The sequence below is a fragment of the Pseudoalteromonas sp. c7(2019) genome, assembly GCF_011378625.1.
GTDB classification, from domain to species: Bacteria; Pseudomonadota; Gammaproteobacteria; order Enterobacterales; family Alteromonadaceae; genus Pseudoalteromonas; species Pseudoalteromonas arctica.
On the sequence record NZ_WTKS01000013.1, the window covers coordinates 82,359 to 98,878 of the forward strand.

The following is a 16,520-nucleotide window of genomic DNA, read 5'->3' on the forward strand; positions in this document are numbered from 1 at the left end:
ATGTGATTTAGTTTTAATTAATTAAAGTTTTAAATGAGCTTTTATTCTGCGAAGCTCTACTTTTAATTCTTCTACTTCTGCCAGTAAATCACTTAATTCTTTATCTTTAATTACTTCGCTTGGTAGAGCAACAAAGGCATCGGCGGGATTATTTTGTTGTTCGCCAAATAAATGAATGTATCGGCTGTCGCGTTTACCTGCTTCTCGTTCTAATTTACGGGCGTAATCGCTTTCAATCAGTTTATTGAGCGCTGTTTCTACTTCATTTACGTTATTAAAATCAGCAAGCCTAGCACTGCGAGTTCTTAATTCACCTGGGGTTTGGGCACCACGTAAAAGTAATAAACAAACAATGGCACGTTGCTGAGCAGAAAATTGCAGATTACTAAACTCAGTGTTGCAAAAGCGGTGGTCGTATTTATTTACTCGACCAGAAAGCCCTTCATCTATAGTTACCAAGCGCATGTCTATTAGTTCATCAAGTGCGTTTTGCACGTCACTATCTGTAAGATTTAACACAGGATCGCGATTAGACTTTTGATTACATGCGTTCACTAGAGCGTTTAACGATAGCGGATAATGTTCTGGCGTTGTGCTTTGTTTTTCTAGTAAGCAACCAAGAATACGTTGTTGATTTGCTGATAACTGCATAAATAATCTCAAATTAGTAAGCGTATTTTATTAGCTTACACCTTTATTGGATACCAAGCCATTGCTGGAGTTTAGGTTTTAGTGCGGCTAAATCGAGCGGCTTACTTAAATAGTCGTTCATGCCTGCTGCTAGGCATTTTTCTTTATCGCCCTGCATGGCATTGGCTGTAAGTGCAATAATAGTAATATTTTCATTACCCTTACCTGCATCGCCTTCTCTAATGGCTTTAGTGGCTTGGTAGCCATCCATTTCAGGCATTTGGCAATCCATTAAAACTAGCTTATATGGCTTACCTTGTTTTGCATTGAGTTTTACAATTGCCTCAAGCCCATTTTCAGCAATATCAAAAGTCACACCTGCTTGCTTTAATAGCGCCGAGGCAACTACTTGGTTTATTTTATTGTCTTCAACGAGCAGTAGTTGTGGTTCTGATGAATCGAGTACTGGTGCTTTAGTTAGTTTATTTTGTAGTTGTGCTTGTTGCTGCTGTTGTTCAATGTATTTATCGTTAGTGAGTGAGTCAAATAAATCAGAGGGAGTGAGTGGTTTGAAAATCATACAGTCGACTTCCATACCTACTTTAGACTCCTCAGGTGAATAACTCATTGGCGCCATAAGAACTAACTTGCAACTATGCATATTTATAAAGTTTTTAAGCGCAGTTATATGCGTTTGCGGCGCTTTTTCAAAAAAGTAGTAATCAACTAAAATAGCTTCAGGGTGGGTGGTTACATTATTTAAATAATCATCAACCTCAAGATAGTCATGTATGCAATTAACCTTTGCACCCCATACTGTGAGTTGTTTGCTGGCTGTATTTGCATTTAACGAGCACTCATCAATAATTAAAATATGTTTGTTTTTAATTAAATGACTCGGTAAATCTTGTTCTTTACTTAAGCGAGGCTGTATTTGTATTGTGAAAGAAAATGTACTTCCTTCACCTTGCATGCTGTTTACGCTTACTTCACCGTTCATCAGCTCACACAGTTGTTTTACTATGGCAAGGCCAAGCCCTGTGCCCCCAAACTGGCGTGTAGTTGAGGTATCTGCTTGTGTAAACGAATCAAATAACGACGCTTGTTTTTTAGGGTCAATACCAATGCCAGTATCAATAATCGAACATTGTAGGAACGAGCCATCCGTTGTTTCATCCACTTTGGCGGTAATAACTACTTCGCCATCAATAGTAAATTTAACGGCGTTGCCAATTAAGTTATTCAAAATTTGGCGTAAGCGGTTCGGATCACTAATTATTTCGCTAACTGTAATTTGAGTGGCATCTAAAATAAGTTTTGTATTGTTTTGCTCTACTTTTAAAGCAAACGACTCAACCACTTCTCCTAATAACCGAGGTAGGTTAAATTGCACGTTTTCAATATCGAGCTTACCGGCTTCAATTTTAGAAAAGTCTAATATGTCGTTAATTATATTAAGTAAAGATTGAGCTGATGACTGAGCAAGTTCGATATGATGCTTTTGCTGTAGGTCTAGTTGCGTTTGCTTAATTATATTAAGCATGCCTAAAACACCATTCATTGGTGTGCGAATTTCGTGGCTCATACTTGCTAAAAATTCACTTTTAGCTTCAACAGCTTGTTCTGCAGTTTCTTTGGCGGCAACCAGCTTTTGTTCAGTTTCAATTCGTTGCTGGCTCGAGTGCAAGCTGCCAATTAACGCTGCAACGGCAATTAAAAAGCTTTCTTCGTTTTTAGACCAGTGGCGCTTGGATTGACATTGCTCGGCGCAAACAACGCCTATAGCACCACTTCCCGCAGGAATAATTACGCACAGCATTGATTTAATCTCGAGTGGCATTAAATACTGCTCTTTAATTGGTGCGAGTATTGGGTGTTCTAGTGCATCGGGTGCATTAAATACTGCTTGATGATCTATTGCATTAAAAAAGCCGGGGTTGTTTTTTCTTAGCCAAATAGAGTCAATTTTGTCACTAGACGAATGTTTGCTATGTATGGCAAAGGGGCTTAGTTGAGACTTGTCTTCATTAAAAAACCAAATACTGGCACGTTTAATATCGAATGCTTGGCAGATTGCCTTAGTGATAATATCTTTCGATTGGCTAAGTTGCCCATTTAATATTAATTTATTAACGGTAAGAGAAGCTAAAATTTCGTTATGTAATGCGGTTTTATTATTTTCTAATTCAATTTTTTTACGGGTATCAATATTTTGTAGTGAGCCAAAAATGCGTGTGCATCGTCCATTCTTTCGTTCTGCTTCACCATGTACGAGTACCCAAACAGATTCACCTTCTGCATCCATTACTTCTAATTCAACTTCGTAGCTTTCACCATATTTTATGGCTCGTTCAATTAAAGGTTTAATTGTTTCTCGGCTAGTGCCTTTTTTAAAGTAGTTTAAATCTTTAGGCCATTCTGGTTGGTTATTTAATGGGTATTTAAATAGTTTTTTGGTCATATCAGACCAATACACTTGTTTAGTTTCTAAGTTAAATGACCATGCGCCTATTTGAGCTAGATCACTCATTGCTTCAAGCATTTTTTCGTTTTGTTGCTGACGATTAAGCATTTTCAAAAAGAATAAAAAGGCCCAGATTAATAATCCGCAAATAATAATAATCGATAACCGAAGTGACCATATTGATGAAATAGGAGGGCTCCAACCGATTTTTGGCGCTACATATAACTGCCAGCTGCCGCCTTGAAAATTTAGAGTGAACTCAAGAGGATCTTGCTGAATAATATTTTGATTGCCGAAAAAAAACTCGCCTTTTTTACCTAAACCATTACGTCCTTGAATGGCAACGTTGTACTGTTTTTCTAATTCGTAAACGCCAGAATTGATATAAACCTTGTCAATATCGAGTACAACCGACAACAAGCCCCAAAACTCATTATTGGGAGGGGTATACACCGGAACCCTGGCGATTAATGCTTCCCCCCCCTGAACTAATGTTAGCGGTCCTGCCATAATAATTGTGTTGGTATCGCGGGCTCTAAGTGCATCAGTACGCTGATTTTTATTATCTAAAAAATTAAGGCCAATTGCTTTTTCGTTCCCTTTTAAAGGATAGGTCATTTGAATGACCATATTGGGAGCGCCACCAATATTACGAAGTTCATTTGATGTATCAAAAAGAGGGGCTGCGATTTGTTCAAAGCGTTCTTGTTCTAAACCCGGTTCTGCGGCAACGGCAACACCTAAACCCCGTACTAGTTGAATATTAGAAACTAAGGTTGATTCGAGTTGAGCTCTATAAGTACTTACTTCTGAAAGAATTTGTAGGCGGTGAGCATCTTTTACACGATTATAGTTAATACGATCAAGAACAACACCAACTAGTACAGTTAGCGTAAGCGATAACCAAAAGGTCAGCTTAAAGTTATGAACATTCGTTTTTTTGTTATTACTAGACGGTGGCATTAGCTACATCGTGGCGTTAATTTAGGCAAATTAACTATAGCTAATTTATGACATAAATGAAAACGGCGCATTAACAAATGCGCCGTTTATTTTTTATAATTAGTAGTTTAGCGAGTTACGAATCGCTAACTTCACGTGCCCAATGATTTTGCTTTGCTACTTGTAGCTTGCGGTAACCATCAAGTAGTGCCGCATGCTTTTTAAAGCCTTCAAGCGATAAACCTGGAAAAGTTAAACCGTTAAATTGTTTTTCACCTTCGGCAATTTCAATAGCCAGCGCTACATTATTAGCACCAAACATTAAGCCTAATGCATCTTGGTAATCAGCGTATTCGCGCTCGTCATCGTATTTAATTTCAAGAATCGCTTTTAAACAGCGGAAGTGGCGCATTGCATCTTCGTTTACTTGGCCTGTATGAAGTATCCAGTCAACCCAATCAATGGCTTCTTCGCTGCCTGCGGCTAAACATAGGTGCGCTTTAAGCTCACCTATACGCAGTGTGTGCCATGGTGTGTCGGCATCAGTTGCTAAGCCAATAAATTCTGCGGCGCGGATAATATCGCTATGACCGGCTTCTTCTAGGCTGTCGTAAATTTCCATCCATTGCTCTGCATCGTACTGATCAAGCGATAGGAATGCTTCGCGAAATTTTGCGCCTTCGTTGTTGTTGCGCCAAATAAGCTCATCAACAGGGTAAATATCTGACATGCCCGGCACTAAAATACGACATGCGTATACGTTTAAGTGCGTGTAATCCATGATGTATATATCGTGATCCATGCTGTGAATCAGGTCAGTACAGAAGTTATATTCTTGCTCTGTTGTGCCGCTAAAGTCCCAGTGTACAAATTCAAAGTCAGGTTTTGCACGGAAGAAATCATGCGAAATCAAACCGCTTGAATCAATAAAGTGCAGTTCAATGTTCTCTGGTGTTGCTACTTCATCGTTATCAAATGTTGCAGGTTGGAATACATCTAGTTGATCTAAACGACGACCTTGTAGTAACTCGGTAACGGTACGCTCAAGTGCAACTTCAAATGATGGGTGAGCACCAAAAGAAGCAAATACAGAACCATCAGTTGGGTTAATAAGCGTTACGCTCATTACTGGGTAAATCCCCCCAAGTGATGCATCGGCAATACGTAAATGAAAGCCATGGCTGCGAAGCTCTTCACACGCTTCGTGAATTTTAGGATATTGCTTAACAACGTCTTCAGGCACGATTGGTAAACAAATGCCTTCGGCGATGATGCGGTTTTTAATCGCGCGCTCAAATACTTCTGATAAACCTTGTACGCGAGCTTCAAATTTTGTGTTACCTGCGCTCATACCGTTAGATACAAAAATATTACCAATAACGTTTACCGGAATGTATACGTCTTGGTTATCGCGTTGGCGAGTGTAGGGCAGGGTACAAATGCCACGATCAATATTGCCAGAGTTAAAATCAAAAAGGTGTGATGCGTTTAGTTCGCGCTCTGGGTCAAAGTAATCCCATAAGCTTTCATCCATAATACCTTGTGGTACTTCGTCGCCTTCAACTTTAAACCATTTTTCGGTTGGGTAATGAGTAAACTCGCCATTGGCAAATTCTTCACCTAGATAAAAGTCTGCAAAAAAGTAGTTACAGCTTAAACGCTCAAAGTATTCACCGAGTGCTGAGGCAATAGAGGCTTTGTCGGTTGCGCCTTTACCATTGGTAAACATAACACCGCAGTCACTGTCTTTTATATGAACCGAATAACAGTTAGCTACAGGGTTAAGCCAAAGCGCTTCTTCAACATTAATGTGTAGGGCTTCAAGCTTGTTTTGCATGGTAAAGATTGACGATTCTAGGTCGCGGTCTTTACCTTTGATAAATGTTTTTTCAGTCATATTGATCTCAACTAGTTCTGCACGATGTGTGGAGCTGACATTATCGTGGATTTTGATGTTTATTTCACCCTTTGCGAGCAAGAACATTATTATTTAATAAAACTGTGGTTATTATATGTCCTTAACGCTTGGTCAAAACGTGCAAAGGAAAGGTTGATGTTTAAAGTAATCAAACGCTTGTTATTATTAATTGTGATTTTAGGGCTGGCAAGTACCGCCGTTGTTTATGGGGTACTTAGTTTAAGTTTACCTGCCCTTGATGGAAACGGACGTAGTAACGCGGTAGTAGATCCTGTAAAAATTTCGCGCGATGCACTAGGGCAAGCAGTAATAAATGCAAATAGCCGAAACGATGCAGCCTATGGTTTAGGTTATGTGCATGGGCAAGACCGATTTTTTCAAATGGATTTACTAAGACGTAATGCCGCAGGCGAGTTAAGTGAATTATTTGGCGAAGCCGCGTTGGGGCTCGATAAAAAAATGCGTTTTCATCAATTGCGTAAACGCAGCCAAATTATTTTACAAACGCTGGCTGAGACCGATAAGCAATTACTTAAAAGTTACGCTCAAGGTGTAAACGAAGGTTTAGCGCAAGTAGGGTATTCAAGCTTTGAATATTTACTAACAGGTGCAACACAAAAGCCATGGCAAAGCGAAGACAGCCTACTTGTGATATTTAGCATGTACCTTGATTTACAAAGCGCCACATTTGAACGTGACCAAGCACTCATTCAAATTGAGCAAGCGTACACAAAGCAAATGGTTGATTTTTTAACGCAACCGAGTAAGTACCAAGCCGCACTTGATGGCAGTAAATTAACGCCTTATAACGCCGGTATACCTACTTTTCCCACTCAAACAGAGCATACAGTTAAAAGTATTGAAGCCAACCAAGAGCGCGGCAGTAATAACTGGGCTGTTACGGGAACGCTTACTAAAACAGGTGCTGGTATGGTGTCGGATGATATGCATTTATCGATGGCAGTACCTGTAATTTGGTACAGGGCACAATTAAATTACATGCACAGTGGTGAGCAGACTCAGGTGACCGGTGTATCGCTGCCCGGAGCACCTGCCATTGTTGTTGGCACTAACAACAATGTTGCATGGGGATTTACTAACGGTTATTTAGATACAGCCGATTGGATTGCATTAAACGATGATAGTAAAACATGGCAAGTAGATGAACCTATTGCATTACCCGATGGGGAGGTTGAAAACTATTCATTACTACTCAGCGAATATGGCCCTGTAAAATACATTAACGAAAAACCTTATGCATTGAGCTGGGCTGCACATCAGCCTTACGCCGTTAATATGCAACTCTTAAAGTTAGAGCAAGCCAAAACAGTAGATGATGCACTTGCTGTAGCAAGCGATGTAGGAATACCTGTGCAAAACCTAATAGTGGTAGATAGCCAAGGTAACGCAGCGTGGAAAAATATGGGCGGTATACCTGCTCGTAAAACGCCAAGTGAGCTTGGCGTAAATGCCGATGACTACTCAGTGCTTTGGCAGCAAACCGAATTAGAACGTCCCTTTATTAAAAACCCACAAAACGGTCGATTATGGACTGGTAATTCTCGCGTGGTATCGGCTGAAGATAACGCGCGTTTTGGCAATGGTGGCTATGCACTCGGTGCACGTTCGAGTCAAATTCGCGATAGATTATTTGAAAAAAAAACATTTGCAGAGAGCGACTTTTACGCACTACAGCTCGATAATCAAGCTCGCTTTTTAATGCCTTGGCATGCTCTGCTATTAAAGCAATTAAAAGCCGATAAAACTAAAAATCAGCAATATATAACAGCGCTCGAAAATTGGCAGCAATGTGCGTGTTCAACCTCCATAGGGTATACCTTAGTTAAGCGCTACCGCGATGAAGTGATTAATATTTTATTTAGTAATATTGAAAGCCAATTAAATAAACAGCAAGGCACACTTAAATACGTAAAACGAGATTTAGAGCCCGCAGTTTGGCAGCTTATTAATAACAAACCCGATACGTGGATAAACCCGCAATTTAAAAGCTGGGATGCACAATTACACGGTGCATTTAACCAAACTATCACTAAGCTTACTGAGCAATTTGGTAATAATGTACAAAGCTGGCAGTGGGGCAAGGTCAATGAGTTAGTGATAGAGCATCCGTTTGCAAAGCAAATGCCGTTACTTGCTAAGTTATTAAATATGCCCACAGCAGCGGGTTTTGGTGATAGCTACATGCCCGCCGTACAAGGACGTAGTTTTGGCGCATCGCAGCGCTTTATTGCCCAACCTGGGCATTTAGAACATGCAATTTTAGCTATTCCGGGTGGGCAATCGGGGCACCCTCTTTCTGAATTTTATAGAGCGGGGTTTAGTGATTACGTAGAGGGTAAACATACACCTTTATTGCCTCAAGAGTTAATACATCAAATAGTAATAAAGCCGACACGATGAACTAAAGTATAGCTAAACACGTTCTATATAATTACCAATAAAACAACAGAGAACTAAAATGAAAAAAATATTACCCGCATTAATAACAGGTTTATTACTAAGTACAGCAGCGCAAGCCGACGAGGGACCAGTAACAGCACAAAAGCTAAGTGAGCATGTATACGTACTATTTGGGCAAGGCGGTAATATTGCAGCAAGTGTAGGTGATGATGGCATTTATATTATTGATGATCAGTTTGCCAAACTCTCAGATGATATTAAAAAAACGATTAGCGATTTAAAACCAGGCAGTGCAGAGTTTGTTATTAATACACATCATCATGGCGATCATACCGGTGGCAACGAAAACTTTGCTAAAGCGGGTGCGCACGTTATAGCACACGACAATGTACATAAACGTTTAGAAGAGCAGCATGGAGAAGGGTCAGACTTTTTACCGCGCATTAGTTTTGGTCACGATTTAAAACTGCATTTTAATAATGAACACGCCCATGTAGTGCATTACGAACATGCACATACCGATGGCGACTCGGTTGTCTTTTTTAGTAACGACAACATAGTGCACATGGGCGACATTTACTTTAATTTTGGCAGCTTACCGTTTGTTGATGTAGATAGCGGCGGCAGCGTTGATGGTATTTTAGCGGCAGTAGACGATGTAGTTAAACAAATTGACGACAACACTAAAGTAATACCAGGACACGGTAAGGTAAGTGACCGTTCAGGACTGATAGCGTATGGTAAGCTAGTTCAAAATGCGAAAGATGTGATGCTAAAAGCAATGCAAAATAATGCAAGCTTAGAGCAAGTACTTAAAGCCGATCCATTGGCAGAACTTGGTCTTGAATACGCAGGCTGGTTACCAAAAGAGAAAGTAACCACACTTTTTTATCGCAGTTTAAAGTAGTACATCTAAAGTAAAAAACATGATACAAAGCTGAGTGTATTCTTGATTTAATCGAGCGTACATTCGGCTTTTATTTTCTTATGCCTAAAGGAGTTGTGTATGTCGGCAGAAAAAACCCATCTTGAAATTTGTAACTTAACCAGAGAGCAATATCCGCAAATTAAAACCTTGATGGATCAAGCGTATCCCGATTTAGGTGGTGCGTGGCCAAGTCATACCATTTTTAGATTAATAGACCAATTTCCTGAAGGGCAAATAGGTATTGTAGATGACGGTGTGCTGGTGGGCTTAGCATTAAGTGTACAAGTTGATTACACACGTTTTTCAAACCCGCATACGTACGAAGACATTGCAGATGGTCACGACCGTGTATTTAGCGATACCGACGGCGATGCGCTATACGGCTTAGATGTGGCCATTAGCGAAACTCACAGAGGCATGCGATTAGGTCGTCGCCTTTATGATGCCCGTAAAGAACTGTGCCGCCAATATAACCTACGCGCTATTTTAGCGGGTGGTCGTATTCCACGTTATTACAATCACAGTAGTGAAATGACGCCAATGGAATACATTGCAAAAGTAGATCAGAGAGAGTTATACGATCCTATTTTAAGCTTTCAGTTATCTAACGATTTTCAGGTAAAGCGTTTACTTAAAAAGTACCTACCGGAGGATCAAGAGTCAGTTGGTTACGCCACTTTGCTTGAGTGGAATAACATTATGTATGAACCAACCGACACGGTACTCGAGTCAACTAAATCAATTGTGCGCGTAGGTGCTGTGCAATGGCAAATGCGTTGTGTTGAATCGGTTGAAGAAATGCTAAAACAGGTTGAATACTTTGTAGATACCGTATCTGACTACAAAAGTGACTTTATCCTATTCCCTGAGTTTTTTAACGCGCCATTAATGGGCTTAGGAAATCAAAGCAACCAAACTGAAGCGATTCGTTATTTAGCGGAATATACCGAAACGTTTAAAAACGCGATGTCGCGTATGGCAATAGAATACAACGCCAATATTATTACCGGCTCTATGCCGCTTGCCGAAGACGATAAAATTTATAACGTAAGTTATTTATGCCACCGCAGCGGTAAAATAGACGAGCAACGTAAAATACATATTACCCCGCATGAACAAAACGATTGGGTTATTCAAGGCGGCGACAAAATTGCTGTATTTGAAACCGATGCTGGGCGTGTAGGTATTCAAATTTGTTATGACGTAGAGTTTCCTGAGCTTTCACGCATATTAGCAAAACAAGGGTTAGATATTTTGTTTGTCCCATTTTGGACCGACACTAAAAACAGCTACTTACGTGTGCGCCATTGTGCACAAGCGCGTGCAATAGAAAACGAATGTTATGTGGTTATTGCAGGCTCGGTAGGTAACTTACCACAAGTAGAAAGCCTTGATGTGCAGTACTCACAATCGGCTGTGTTAACGCCATCGGACTTTTCGTTCCCGCACGATGCAACACTTAACGAAGCCACACCTAATACAGAAATGCTGTTATTTAGTGACCTTGATATGGATAAGTTAAAAATTCTTCACAGCGAAGGCACAGTGCGTAACTTAAAAGATCGTCGCGAAGATTTATATGAAGTTATATTGAAAAAGAGAGATGTTTAATGGCGTGGATTTATTTGGTTATTGCCGGTTTACTTGAAATTGGCTGGCCGATAGGTTTAAAAATTTCGCAAAACTCAGATACTCGCTGGCAGGGTATTGCAATAGCGGTGGCATTTATGGTCGCGAGTGGTTTTATGTTGTGGCTTGCCCAAAAGCAAATATCAATGGGCACCTCATACGCGGTGTGGACTGGTATTGGCGCCGCCGGTACGTTTTTAGTGGGTATATTGTTTTATAACGATGCCGCTACGTTTGGTCGTATTGCGGGAGTATTAATGATTATTAGTGGTGTGATAACACTAAAAATCAGCTCTTAATTGGTAATTTGAATAAACGCTTAATTATGAATAGCGCAGGTATAAAAGCCTGCGCTTTTTTATGTTGCCATTAATTCGGCAACATAACCAAAACAGCGGCAATGGCTATGAGTATTAAGCCTGCAGTATCTTGTTTTTTAAGTGGCTGCTTTAACCAAAGTACGGCAATTAGCATGGTAAAAAATACTTCAACCTGTCCAAGTGTTTTAACGTAAGCAACATGTTGTAAGCTCATTGCACTAAACCAGCCAATAGAGCCGATACAACTAAAAACACTAATAGCGGCTGTAGTGCCTTTGTAGTACCACAATTTACTGAGCGTTTGCGGCTCTTTTAATAATAAATAGCCCAGTAGTATTAGTGTTTGTAAGCTAATTACAAACAGCAAAACCCAAGCGGCTGAGTGTGGGAATAATAATCCTGAATTTAAGCTCGCTTCACGTACCCACAGTGAGGTAAGTGCAAAGCAAGTACCACAAGCAAGGCCTAGTAATGCCGTTTTAGCATTAAAGTGTTTAACGCTTGTTATGCCGCTGAGTAGCAATACGGCAATAGCGCCAAAAAACACACCAAGCCAGCCGAGTAAAGAAAGTGCCGAGCCAAAAAATAATACACCTAAAATAGCAGCCACTAACGCCTCGCTTTTGGCAAGACCAGCACCTACGGCGTAATTATTCATTTTAAATAACTTAACCATTAAACCAGTGGCAAGTATTTGCATCACACTTGCGCCTACAATAAATCCCCAAAAGGCATTATTAAACGTAGGCATGGCGGTATCTTGATATTGATAAAGGCCATATAAATACACGGCAGCAATAGGGCCTGCAATAATAAAGCGAGAGAGGGTTACGCCAGCCACACTCACATCGTTACTTAATTTACTTTGCAAGGCATTACGCCATGCTTGCATAAAGGCGGCTAAAAAAGTGAAAAATATCCAGGTCATGGTCGTCATCGTTAAAATGTAAGGCAGTAAAGTTAACAAGCTTTGTGAAGTAAAGCGATGCATTAACTATGATGTTGAATATTCATCATCTGCGACATTATGTCGCACGGGTTTGAGGATAAATTTAGCTATAGTAAGCCTGATGTTATTGTTAGCCGCCAGCGTTTGTCATAAAACGCATCTGGCGGCTTTTTTATTTCGCTTATGCTAAATTATCCGAAACATCAAAAGGATAAATTATGACAACATTAGTTGTATGTGCATTACTTGCGGTATTAATGCCTTACTTTGCAAAAGTGCCGGTTGCTATAGCAATGGCAAAATTAGGTCGATACGACAATAAACATCCTAGGGCGCAACAAAAAAAATTAACCGGCTTTGGTGCACGGGCGCTTGCTGCTCATCAAAACTGTTTTGAATCGCTTGCTGTTTTTGCTGTCGCTATTGCAGTTGTACTGGGCACTAACTCTGTAGGTGCAGTAACCGAAATGCTAGCTGTTACGCATATTGTGTCGCGTATTTTGTATTGCGTATTTTACTATATGAACCTAGATATAATTCGCTCATTAGTGTGGTTTATTGGTTTGGGTACAGCCATTGCCATGATTGTGGTGAGTTTGTAACTTTATAGCGTAAAACCACAAAGCAAGCAGCCTAAAAGGGCGCTTGCTTTGTAGTCTTGAACAACTCGAGGTGTTAATGCGATACTTTAATTCGCTCTATTAAATCGGTAGGCGCCACTTCACTATTAATCGCAAAATCTAGTTGCACAAGTACATCTTCAAAACCTGAATCTGATGCTTTATATTTCCATTTTGCTAGCGCCTCTTTCGCTGATTTATCAAAAACATTTTTAGGTTTAGATTGAATAACACTAATGTTTTTTGTTTTACCGTTTGCTGCAATATCGTATTTTAATACAACAGAGCCGCTGATCCCTTGTTGAGCTGCTTGTATTGGATAAACAGGTTCAATGCGTATTGTTGGTGAAATATGTTCCTCTTGCGTTTTATTTACTTCTGGTTGCTTTGCAATTGCTAAGCCGCTTAGCATGCTTGCGGCTACAAGTAATAAGCCACCTTTAGCAAACTTTGAACGCTCCCCGCTGTGTTTTATATTAGTTAGTCGTTGTAACATGGTTTTTTTATCTCCGTAGTGTGAATAAGCCATAAGCCCTGTGGGCGCATTCGCCGCGCAGTTTATTAAGGCTTTGCTATATAAAATATGTTGTTGTGTGGTTTTATTGCTAAGTACCCGTTCATCACAAGTCAGCTCTTGTAGTCGGCGCATACTTGCGTAACAAAACCAAGCTAGTGGGTTAAACCAAAGTAAAAGAGTAGGCAGTAATATAAGTGCGTTTGTTAAGTTGTCTTTGCGTTTAATGTGTACGTTTTCGTGCTCTAAAATAAGCGCTAATGTGGCTTTATCAAACTGAGTATTATAGTTACTCGGTAACACCAGTTTGCTGTTTAAAATCCCGACCACCATTGGTGTGGCTACATGTTGACTGGTGTAGGTTTTAACACCAGTGGCAAGAGTGCCTTCAAATTGTGTTAACTCAGTTAACTGCAGGCTTTTAACAAAACGGGTATGCGTAATAAAACTAGCTATTAATAACCCTGCGGTAATAAGTGCATACATGAGCGCCCAGCTAATATCCATTTCATGTATAAAGGGCTGGTTAGGGGTGATTAAGTAATGGCTAATATTGCTATTTTGCAGTGGTTTAACCGCATTTGGTAAATTAGCAATAACCAATGCTGCAGGTAATAGCCATGCTAATTTATATACAAACCGTGAGCCAAGGGCTTTTAAACCAAATCGCTCGAGTAAAATAAATCCATAAAACAAAATACTTAATAGTAATTGCTGCTCAATCAACCAATTAAAACCAGTTTGAATAACCATGTTAATCCCTTACTTTTGGTTTTTTTCCCAGTCATCTATGACTTTTTTAAGCTCGTTTATATCTTGCTGAGAAAGCTGCTCCGATTTAGCAAAACCACTTACAAGTGGCGCAATACGCCCACTAAAAAAGCGCTCAATAAAGTTTTGGCTTTCTTTTAAGGTGTAGTCGGCGCGCTCAATACACGGCATATAAATATATTGGCGACCTTCTTTTTCAAATGTAAGTGCGCCTTTTTTTACTAGTCGACCTAGTAGGGTTTTAATTGTTTTTTCGTGCCATTGCTTATCGTCGCTTAAGCGTTCAATTATTTGGCTCGCGGTGGCGGGGTAGTTAATCCAAAGTGCGTCGAGCACGTCAAATTCTGCTTTTGATAACTCAATCATGCTATTGCCTACAAATGTAATCTTTAATAAAAGACTACACCTGTAATCCATAAATGCAAGTTTATTTTTTAACTTTTTAGTGTGTTATTTAAACTAATAGGCAGGAGGTTAGCTGTGGGCTTTTAAAATATCAGCTTTATTAATGCGGATATACTGCCCTTCAGGGAGGTTTAAATCCTCAAGTACAAGGTCACTAAATTGCGCTCTATATAAATCAATAACTTTGTATCCGCAGTAATGCGCCATTTTACGTATTTGCCTGTTTAGCCCCTGCTTTAAAACAATACTAAACTGGTTACTGGCTATTTTACTTACCTCACAAGGTAGGGTTATGTGTTTATCAACGGGTACGCCTGCTGCCATTTTTTTACAAAAAGCATCGTCTAAAGGCTTATGTACGGTGACTAAATAATGTTTAGGCTGGTGGAAGTCAGGATGTATTAGTTGGTTACAAAAATCCCCATCGTTGGTCAAAATAAGTAAACCGCGAGAGTCTTTATCTAATCGTCCAATAGGGTAAACACGGGTGAGATTGGGCAAATGGTGGATAAGGCTGGCTGAGTCATCAATATTTAATTTGCAATCAATACCCACTGGTTTGTGATACGCAAAATAAACTAAATCGGCAGCACCTTTAATTTCTTTTTCGTTCACTATTATTGTGTCTTGCTCATCAACGTGATCAATATGATTTGCTGGGCGATTATTTACAGTCACAACACCTTCATCAATTAAACGCGATGCCTGTTTACGAGAACAAATACCTGCATGGGCAATATATTTAGCGAGTCGGATTTTTGTGCTCATAACGTGTGACGCCAGCGGCTAATAAAAATTTGATCGTGATTATAGCAAAGCTGCGTATCGATAATGTTAAATAACCAGAACTCAGGTTAAATATAAAAAGGTAGCCAAGATGGGTATTAAATTTTCACAGTTAAAAAAGCACGAGCCGCTACAAAAAGTCATTGTTCACTCGTTAGATATGGCGCTTTATCAAGTATCAGTAATGATTAATAACGTTGAATACTATGTAACAGAAAACAGCGGTGAGTTTTTAAGAGCGCTAAGCCCACTGCATGTTCAAAAGCGTTTTGACAAAATAGCGTATGCCGAAATGGTACTGCGCCAAACAAGCGCTTACGATGAAATGTGCGGCCAGCCAGAAAAAACCGGCAGCAATATGCTTGAAGTACCTTACGGTAAAAATAATCTTTATTGATTGAGCTAATTTGCTAGTATCTGCTTTTTAAGGGCGATAAATGTATCAATTAAAAGTAGATAATACCGATGCGTTAAACTCAGCGCTTCGCGCACAAATGGTTGAATTTAACGCCCAGCATTTTGATGCGCAAAGAGTGCCATTAGGCTATAAATTTACTGATGAGCAAGGCGAGCTTGTTGCCGGTATTAGTGGGTGTGTGTTTGGAAATTGGCTGATGATTAGTTGGCTTTGGTGTAGCGATAGTGCACGAGGTAAAGGGCTTGCAGATAAATTGCTAACGGCACTTGAGCAAGCTGCTATTGAGCTAGGAGCAACAACTGCTCAGCTTGATACACTTGATTTTCAAGCAAAACCTTTTTACGAAAAGCGCGGTTATAGTGTTAAGTATCAACTTAATAATTACCCACGCTCAGGTACGCGTTACTTTATGGAAAAGCCACTTTAATTTTTGCTGGCTATTTTTCTTTTAGTGGCTCGCCTTCAAAGGTAATACCTAAAAAAGGTGTTGCCTCTGGTGCTAACATAAAAGTGCGAATATTTAGGTGATCATCGCCTTTTGGGTTTTGCAGCACGTCTTCTCGGTAAAACTTACCAAAGCAATCTAACGTATTTTGTTTACTTAAATCGTTTAATTTAGCAAACGCAAAAATTTTACATGAGCCGTTGTTCTCACTCGCAGCGCTAAGTAATCCATGGTTATTAAAGCCACATGCAGTAAAGTCGTAATTTGCTTCAATCACCGCCATTGTATCGGTAAATTGAATGCTTTTTGGATTTTCAGCAAGTGCTTTTAAATAGTTATTTAGTGTCATGTGTTACCTTT

Annotated in this window: 15 protein-coding genes; 7 read left to right on the top strand and 8 right to left on the bottom strand. The window is 39.8% G+C overall.

The window, feature by feature from the left end:
* Nucleotides 1-21 precede the first annotated feature (21 nt).
* The 3 genes from GQR38_RS14755 to ycaO form a co-directional block, all read right to left on the bottom strand.
* Entirely contained in the window at nt 22-651 is a 630-nt protein-coding gene (locus GQR38_RS14755) for a YceH family protein (RefSeq protein WP_165722693.1), read from the bottom strand.
* 43 nt (nt 652-694) lie between these two features.
* Complete coding sequence (locus GQR38_RS14760; protein ID WP_165722694.1) at nt 695-4,057, bottom strand: ATP-binding protein; 3,363 nt, start codon at nt 4,055-4,057, stop codon at nt 695-697.
* A 115-nt stretch (nt 4,058-4,172) separates the two neighbouring features.
* Nucleotides 4,173-5,933 (bottom strand): 30S ribosomal protein S12 methylthiotransferase accessory factor YcaO, encoded by a 1,761-nt coding sequence (gene ycaO / locus GQR38_RS14765; protein WP_165722695.1) that lies wholly within the window; start codon nt 5,931-5,933, stop codon nt 4,173-4,175.
* A 156-nt stretch (nt 5,934-6,089) separates the two neighbouring features.
* Here ycaO and GQR38_RS14770 point away from each other — a divergent pair, with 156 nt between their 5' ends.
* The 4 genes from GQR38_RS14770 (at nt 6,090) to GQR38_RS14785 (ending at nt 11,231) form a co-directional block, all read left to right on the top strand.
* Nucleotides 6,090-8,375 carry a penicillin acylase family protein gene (locus GQR38_RS14770; protein ID WP_165722696.1) on the top strand — a complete coding sequence of 762 codons (2,286 nt, stop codon included), beginning with the start codon at nt 6,090-6,092 and terminating at the stop codon, nt 8,373-8,375.
* A gap of 58 nt (nt 8,376-8,433) precedes the next feature.
* A complete protein-coding gene (locus tag GQR38_RS14775) occupies nt 8,434-9,282 on the top strand; it encodes an MBL fold metallo-hydrolase (RefSeq protein ID WP_007580517.1) in 849 nt (282 codons plus the stop codon).
* Nucleotides 9,283-9,381: 99 nt separating this feature from the next.
* On the top strand, nt 9,382-10,914 hold the full coding sequence (locus GQR38_RS14780; protein ID WP_010554553.1) for a bifunctional GNAT family N-acetyltransferase/carbon-nitrogen hydrolase family protein: 1,533 nt from the start codon (nt 9,382-9,384) through the stop codon (nt 10,912-10,914).
* Nucleotides 10,914-11,231, top strand: coding sequence for a multidrug efflux SMR transporter (locus tag GQR38_RS14785; RefSeq protein ID WP_165722697.1), 318 nt, complete (start codon nt 10,914-10,916; stop codon nt 11,229-11,231). Before GQR38_RS14780 ends, GQR38_RS14785 begins: the two co-directional genes overlap by 1 nt.
* A 70-nt stretch (nt 11,232-11,301) precedes the next feature.
* Here the strand turns inward: GQR38_RS14785 and GQR38_RS14790 are convergent, their stop codons facing one another.
* Nucleotides 11,302-12,180: a DMT family transporter gene (locus GQR38_RS14790; RefSeq protein WP_197103186.1), complete on the bottom strand. Its 879-nt coding sequence runs from the start codon at nt 12,178-12,180 to the stop codon at nt 11,302-11,304.
* 239 nt (nt 12,181-12,419) lie between these two features.
* Between GQR38_RS14790 and GQR38_RS14795 the strand changes: the two genes are divergently transcribed.
* The gene (locus tag GQR38_RS14795) at nt 12,420-12,803 is read left to right on the top strand and encodes an MAPEG family protein (RefSeq protein WP_010554555.1); all 384 of its coding nucleotides are present in this window, start codon (nt 12,420-12,422) and stop codon (nt 12,801-12,803) included.
* 73 nt (nt 12,804-12,876) lie between these two features.
* Here the strand turns inward: GQR38_RS14795 and GQR38_RS14800 are convergent, their stop codons facing one another.
* The 3 genes from GQR38_RS14800 to GQR38_RS14810 all read right to left on the bottom strand — a co-directional run bounded on the left by GQR38_RS14800 (nt 12,877) and on the right by GQR38_RS14810 (nt 15,279).
* Nucleotides 12,877-14,088 (bottom strand): TonB family protein, encoded by a 1,212-nt coding sequence (locus GQR38_RS14800; RefSeq protein ID WP_165722698.1) that lies wholly within the window; start codon nt 14,086-14,088, stop codon nt 12,877-12,879.
* A 9-nt stretch (nt 14,089-14,097) separates the two neighbouring features.
* Nucleotides 14,098-14,472: a BlaI/MecI/CopY family transcriptional regulator gene (locus GQR38_RS14805; RefSeq protein ID WP_165722699.1), complete on the bottom strand. Its 375-nt coding sequence runs from the start codon at nt 14,470-14,472 to the stop codon at nt 14,098-14,100.
* 108 nt (nt 14,473-14,580) lie between these two features.
* Nucleotides 14,581-15,279 (bottom strand): pseudouridine synthase, encoded by a 699-nt coding sequence (locus tag GQR38_RS14810; RefSeq protein ID WP_165722700.1) that lies wholly within the window; start codon nt 15,277-15,279, stop codon nt 14,581-14,583.
* A gap of 109 nt (nt 15,280-15,388) precedes the next feature.
* Between GQR38_RS14810 and GQR38_RS14815 the strand changes: the two genes are divergently transcribed.
* Together GQR38_RS14815 and GQR38_RS14820 are read left to right on the top strand one after the other, a co-directional pair.
* Nucleotides 15,389-15,694, top strand: a complete 306-nt coding sequence (locus GQR38_RS14815) for a DUF6482 family protein (protein ID WP_165722701.1) — start codon at nt 15,389-15,391, stop codon at nt 15,692-15,694.
* A 40-nt stretch (nt 15,695-15,734) separates the two neighbouring features.
* Nucleotides 15,735-16,142 (top strand): GNAT family N-acetyltransferase, encoded by a 408-nt coding sequence (locus GQR38_RS14820; RefSeq protein WP_165722702.1) that lies wholly within the window; start codon nt 15,735-15,737, stop codon nt 16,140-16,142.
* 10 nt (nt 16,143-16,152) lie between these two features.
* On the opposite strand, the gene GQR38_RS14825 is transcribed toward GQR38_RS14820, so the two are convergent.
* On the bottom strand, nt 16,153-16,509 hold the full coding sequence (locus GQR38_RS14825) for a HopJ type III effector protein (protein WP_024592619.1): 357 nt from the start codon (nt 16,507-16,509) through the stop codon (nt 16,153-16,155).
* Between the last annotated feature and the right edge of the window lie 11 nt (nt 16,510-16,520).

Coding starts and splice junctions, on each gene's coding strand:
- GQR38_RS14805 (WP_165722699.1), bottom strand. CDS start 14,472: ATGATTGAGTTATCAAAAGCAGAATTTGACGTGCTCGACGCACTTTGG.
- GQR38_RS14810 (WP_165722700.1), bottom strand. CDS start 15,279: ATGAGCACAAAAATCCGACTCGCTAAATATATTGCCCATGCAGGTATT.
- GQR38_RS14770 (WP_165722696.1), top strand. CDS start 6,090: ATGTTTAAAGTAATCAAACGCTTGTTATTATTAATTGTGATTTTAGGG.
- GQR38_RS14785 (WP_165722697.1), top strand. CDS start 10,914: ATGGCGTGGATTTATTTGGTTATTGCCGGTTTACTTGAAATTGGCTGG.
- GQR38_RS14825 (WP_024592619.1), bottom strand. CDS start 16,509: ATGACACTAAATAACTATTTAAAAGCACTTGCTGAAAATCCAAAAAGC.
- GQR38_RS14820 (WP_165722702.1), top strand. CDS start 15,735: ATGTATCAATTAAAAGTAGATAATACCGATGCGTTAAACTCAGCGCTT.
- ycaO (WP_165722695.1), bottom strand. CDS start 5,933: ATGACTGAAAAAACATTTATCAAAGGTAAAGACCGCGACCTAGAATCG.
- GQR38_RS14800 (WP_165722698.1), bottom strand. CDS start 14,088: ATGGTTATTCAAACTGGTTTTAATTGGTTGATTGAGCAGCAATTACTA.
- GQR38_RS14755 (WP_165722693.1), bottom strand. CDS start 651: ATGCAGTTATCAGCAAATCAACAACGTATTCTTGGTTGCTTACTAGAA.
- GQR38_RS14795 (WP_010554555.1), top strand. CDS start 12,420: ATGACAACATTAGTTGTATGTGCATTACTTGCGGTATTAATGCCTTAC.
- GQR38_RS14790 (WP_197103186.1), bottom strand. CDS start 12,180: ATGACCTGGATATTTTTCACTTTTTTAGCCGCCTTTATGCAAGCATGG.
- GQR38_RS14775 (WP_007580517.1), top strand. CDS start 8,434: ATGAAAAAAATATTACCCGCATTAATAACAGGTTTATTACTAAGTACA.
- GQR38_RS14815 (WP_165722701.1), top strand. CDS start 15,389: ATGGGTATTAAATTTTCACAGTTAAAAAAGCACGAGCCGCTACAAAAA.
- GQR38_RS14760 (WP_165722694.1), bottom strand. CDS start 4,057: ATGCCACCGTCTAGTAATAACAAAAAAACGAATGTTCATAACTTTAAG.
- GQR38_RS14780 (WP_010554553.1), top strand. CDS start 9,382: ATGTCGGCAGAAAAAACCCATCTTGAAATTTGTAACTTAACCAGAGAG.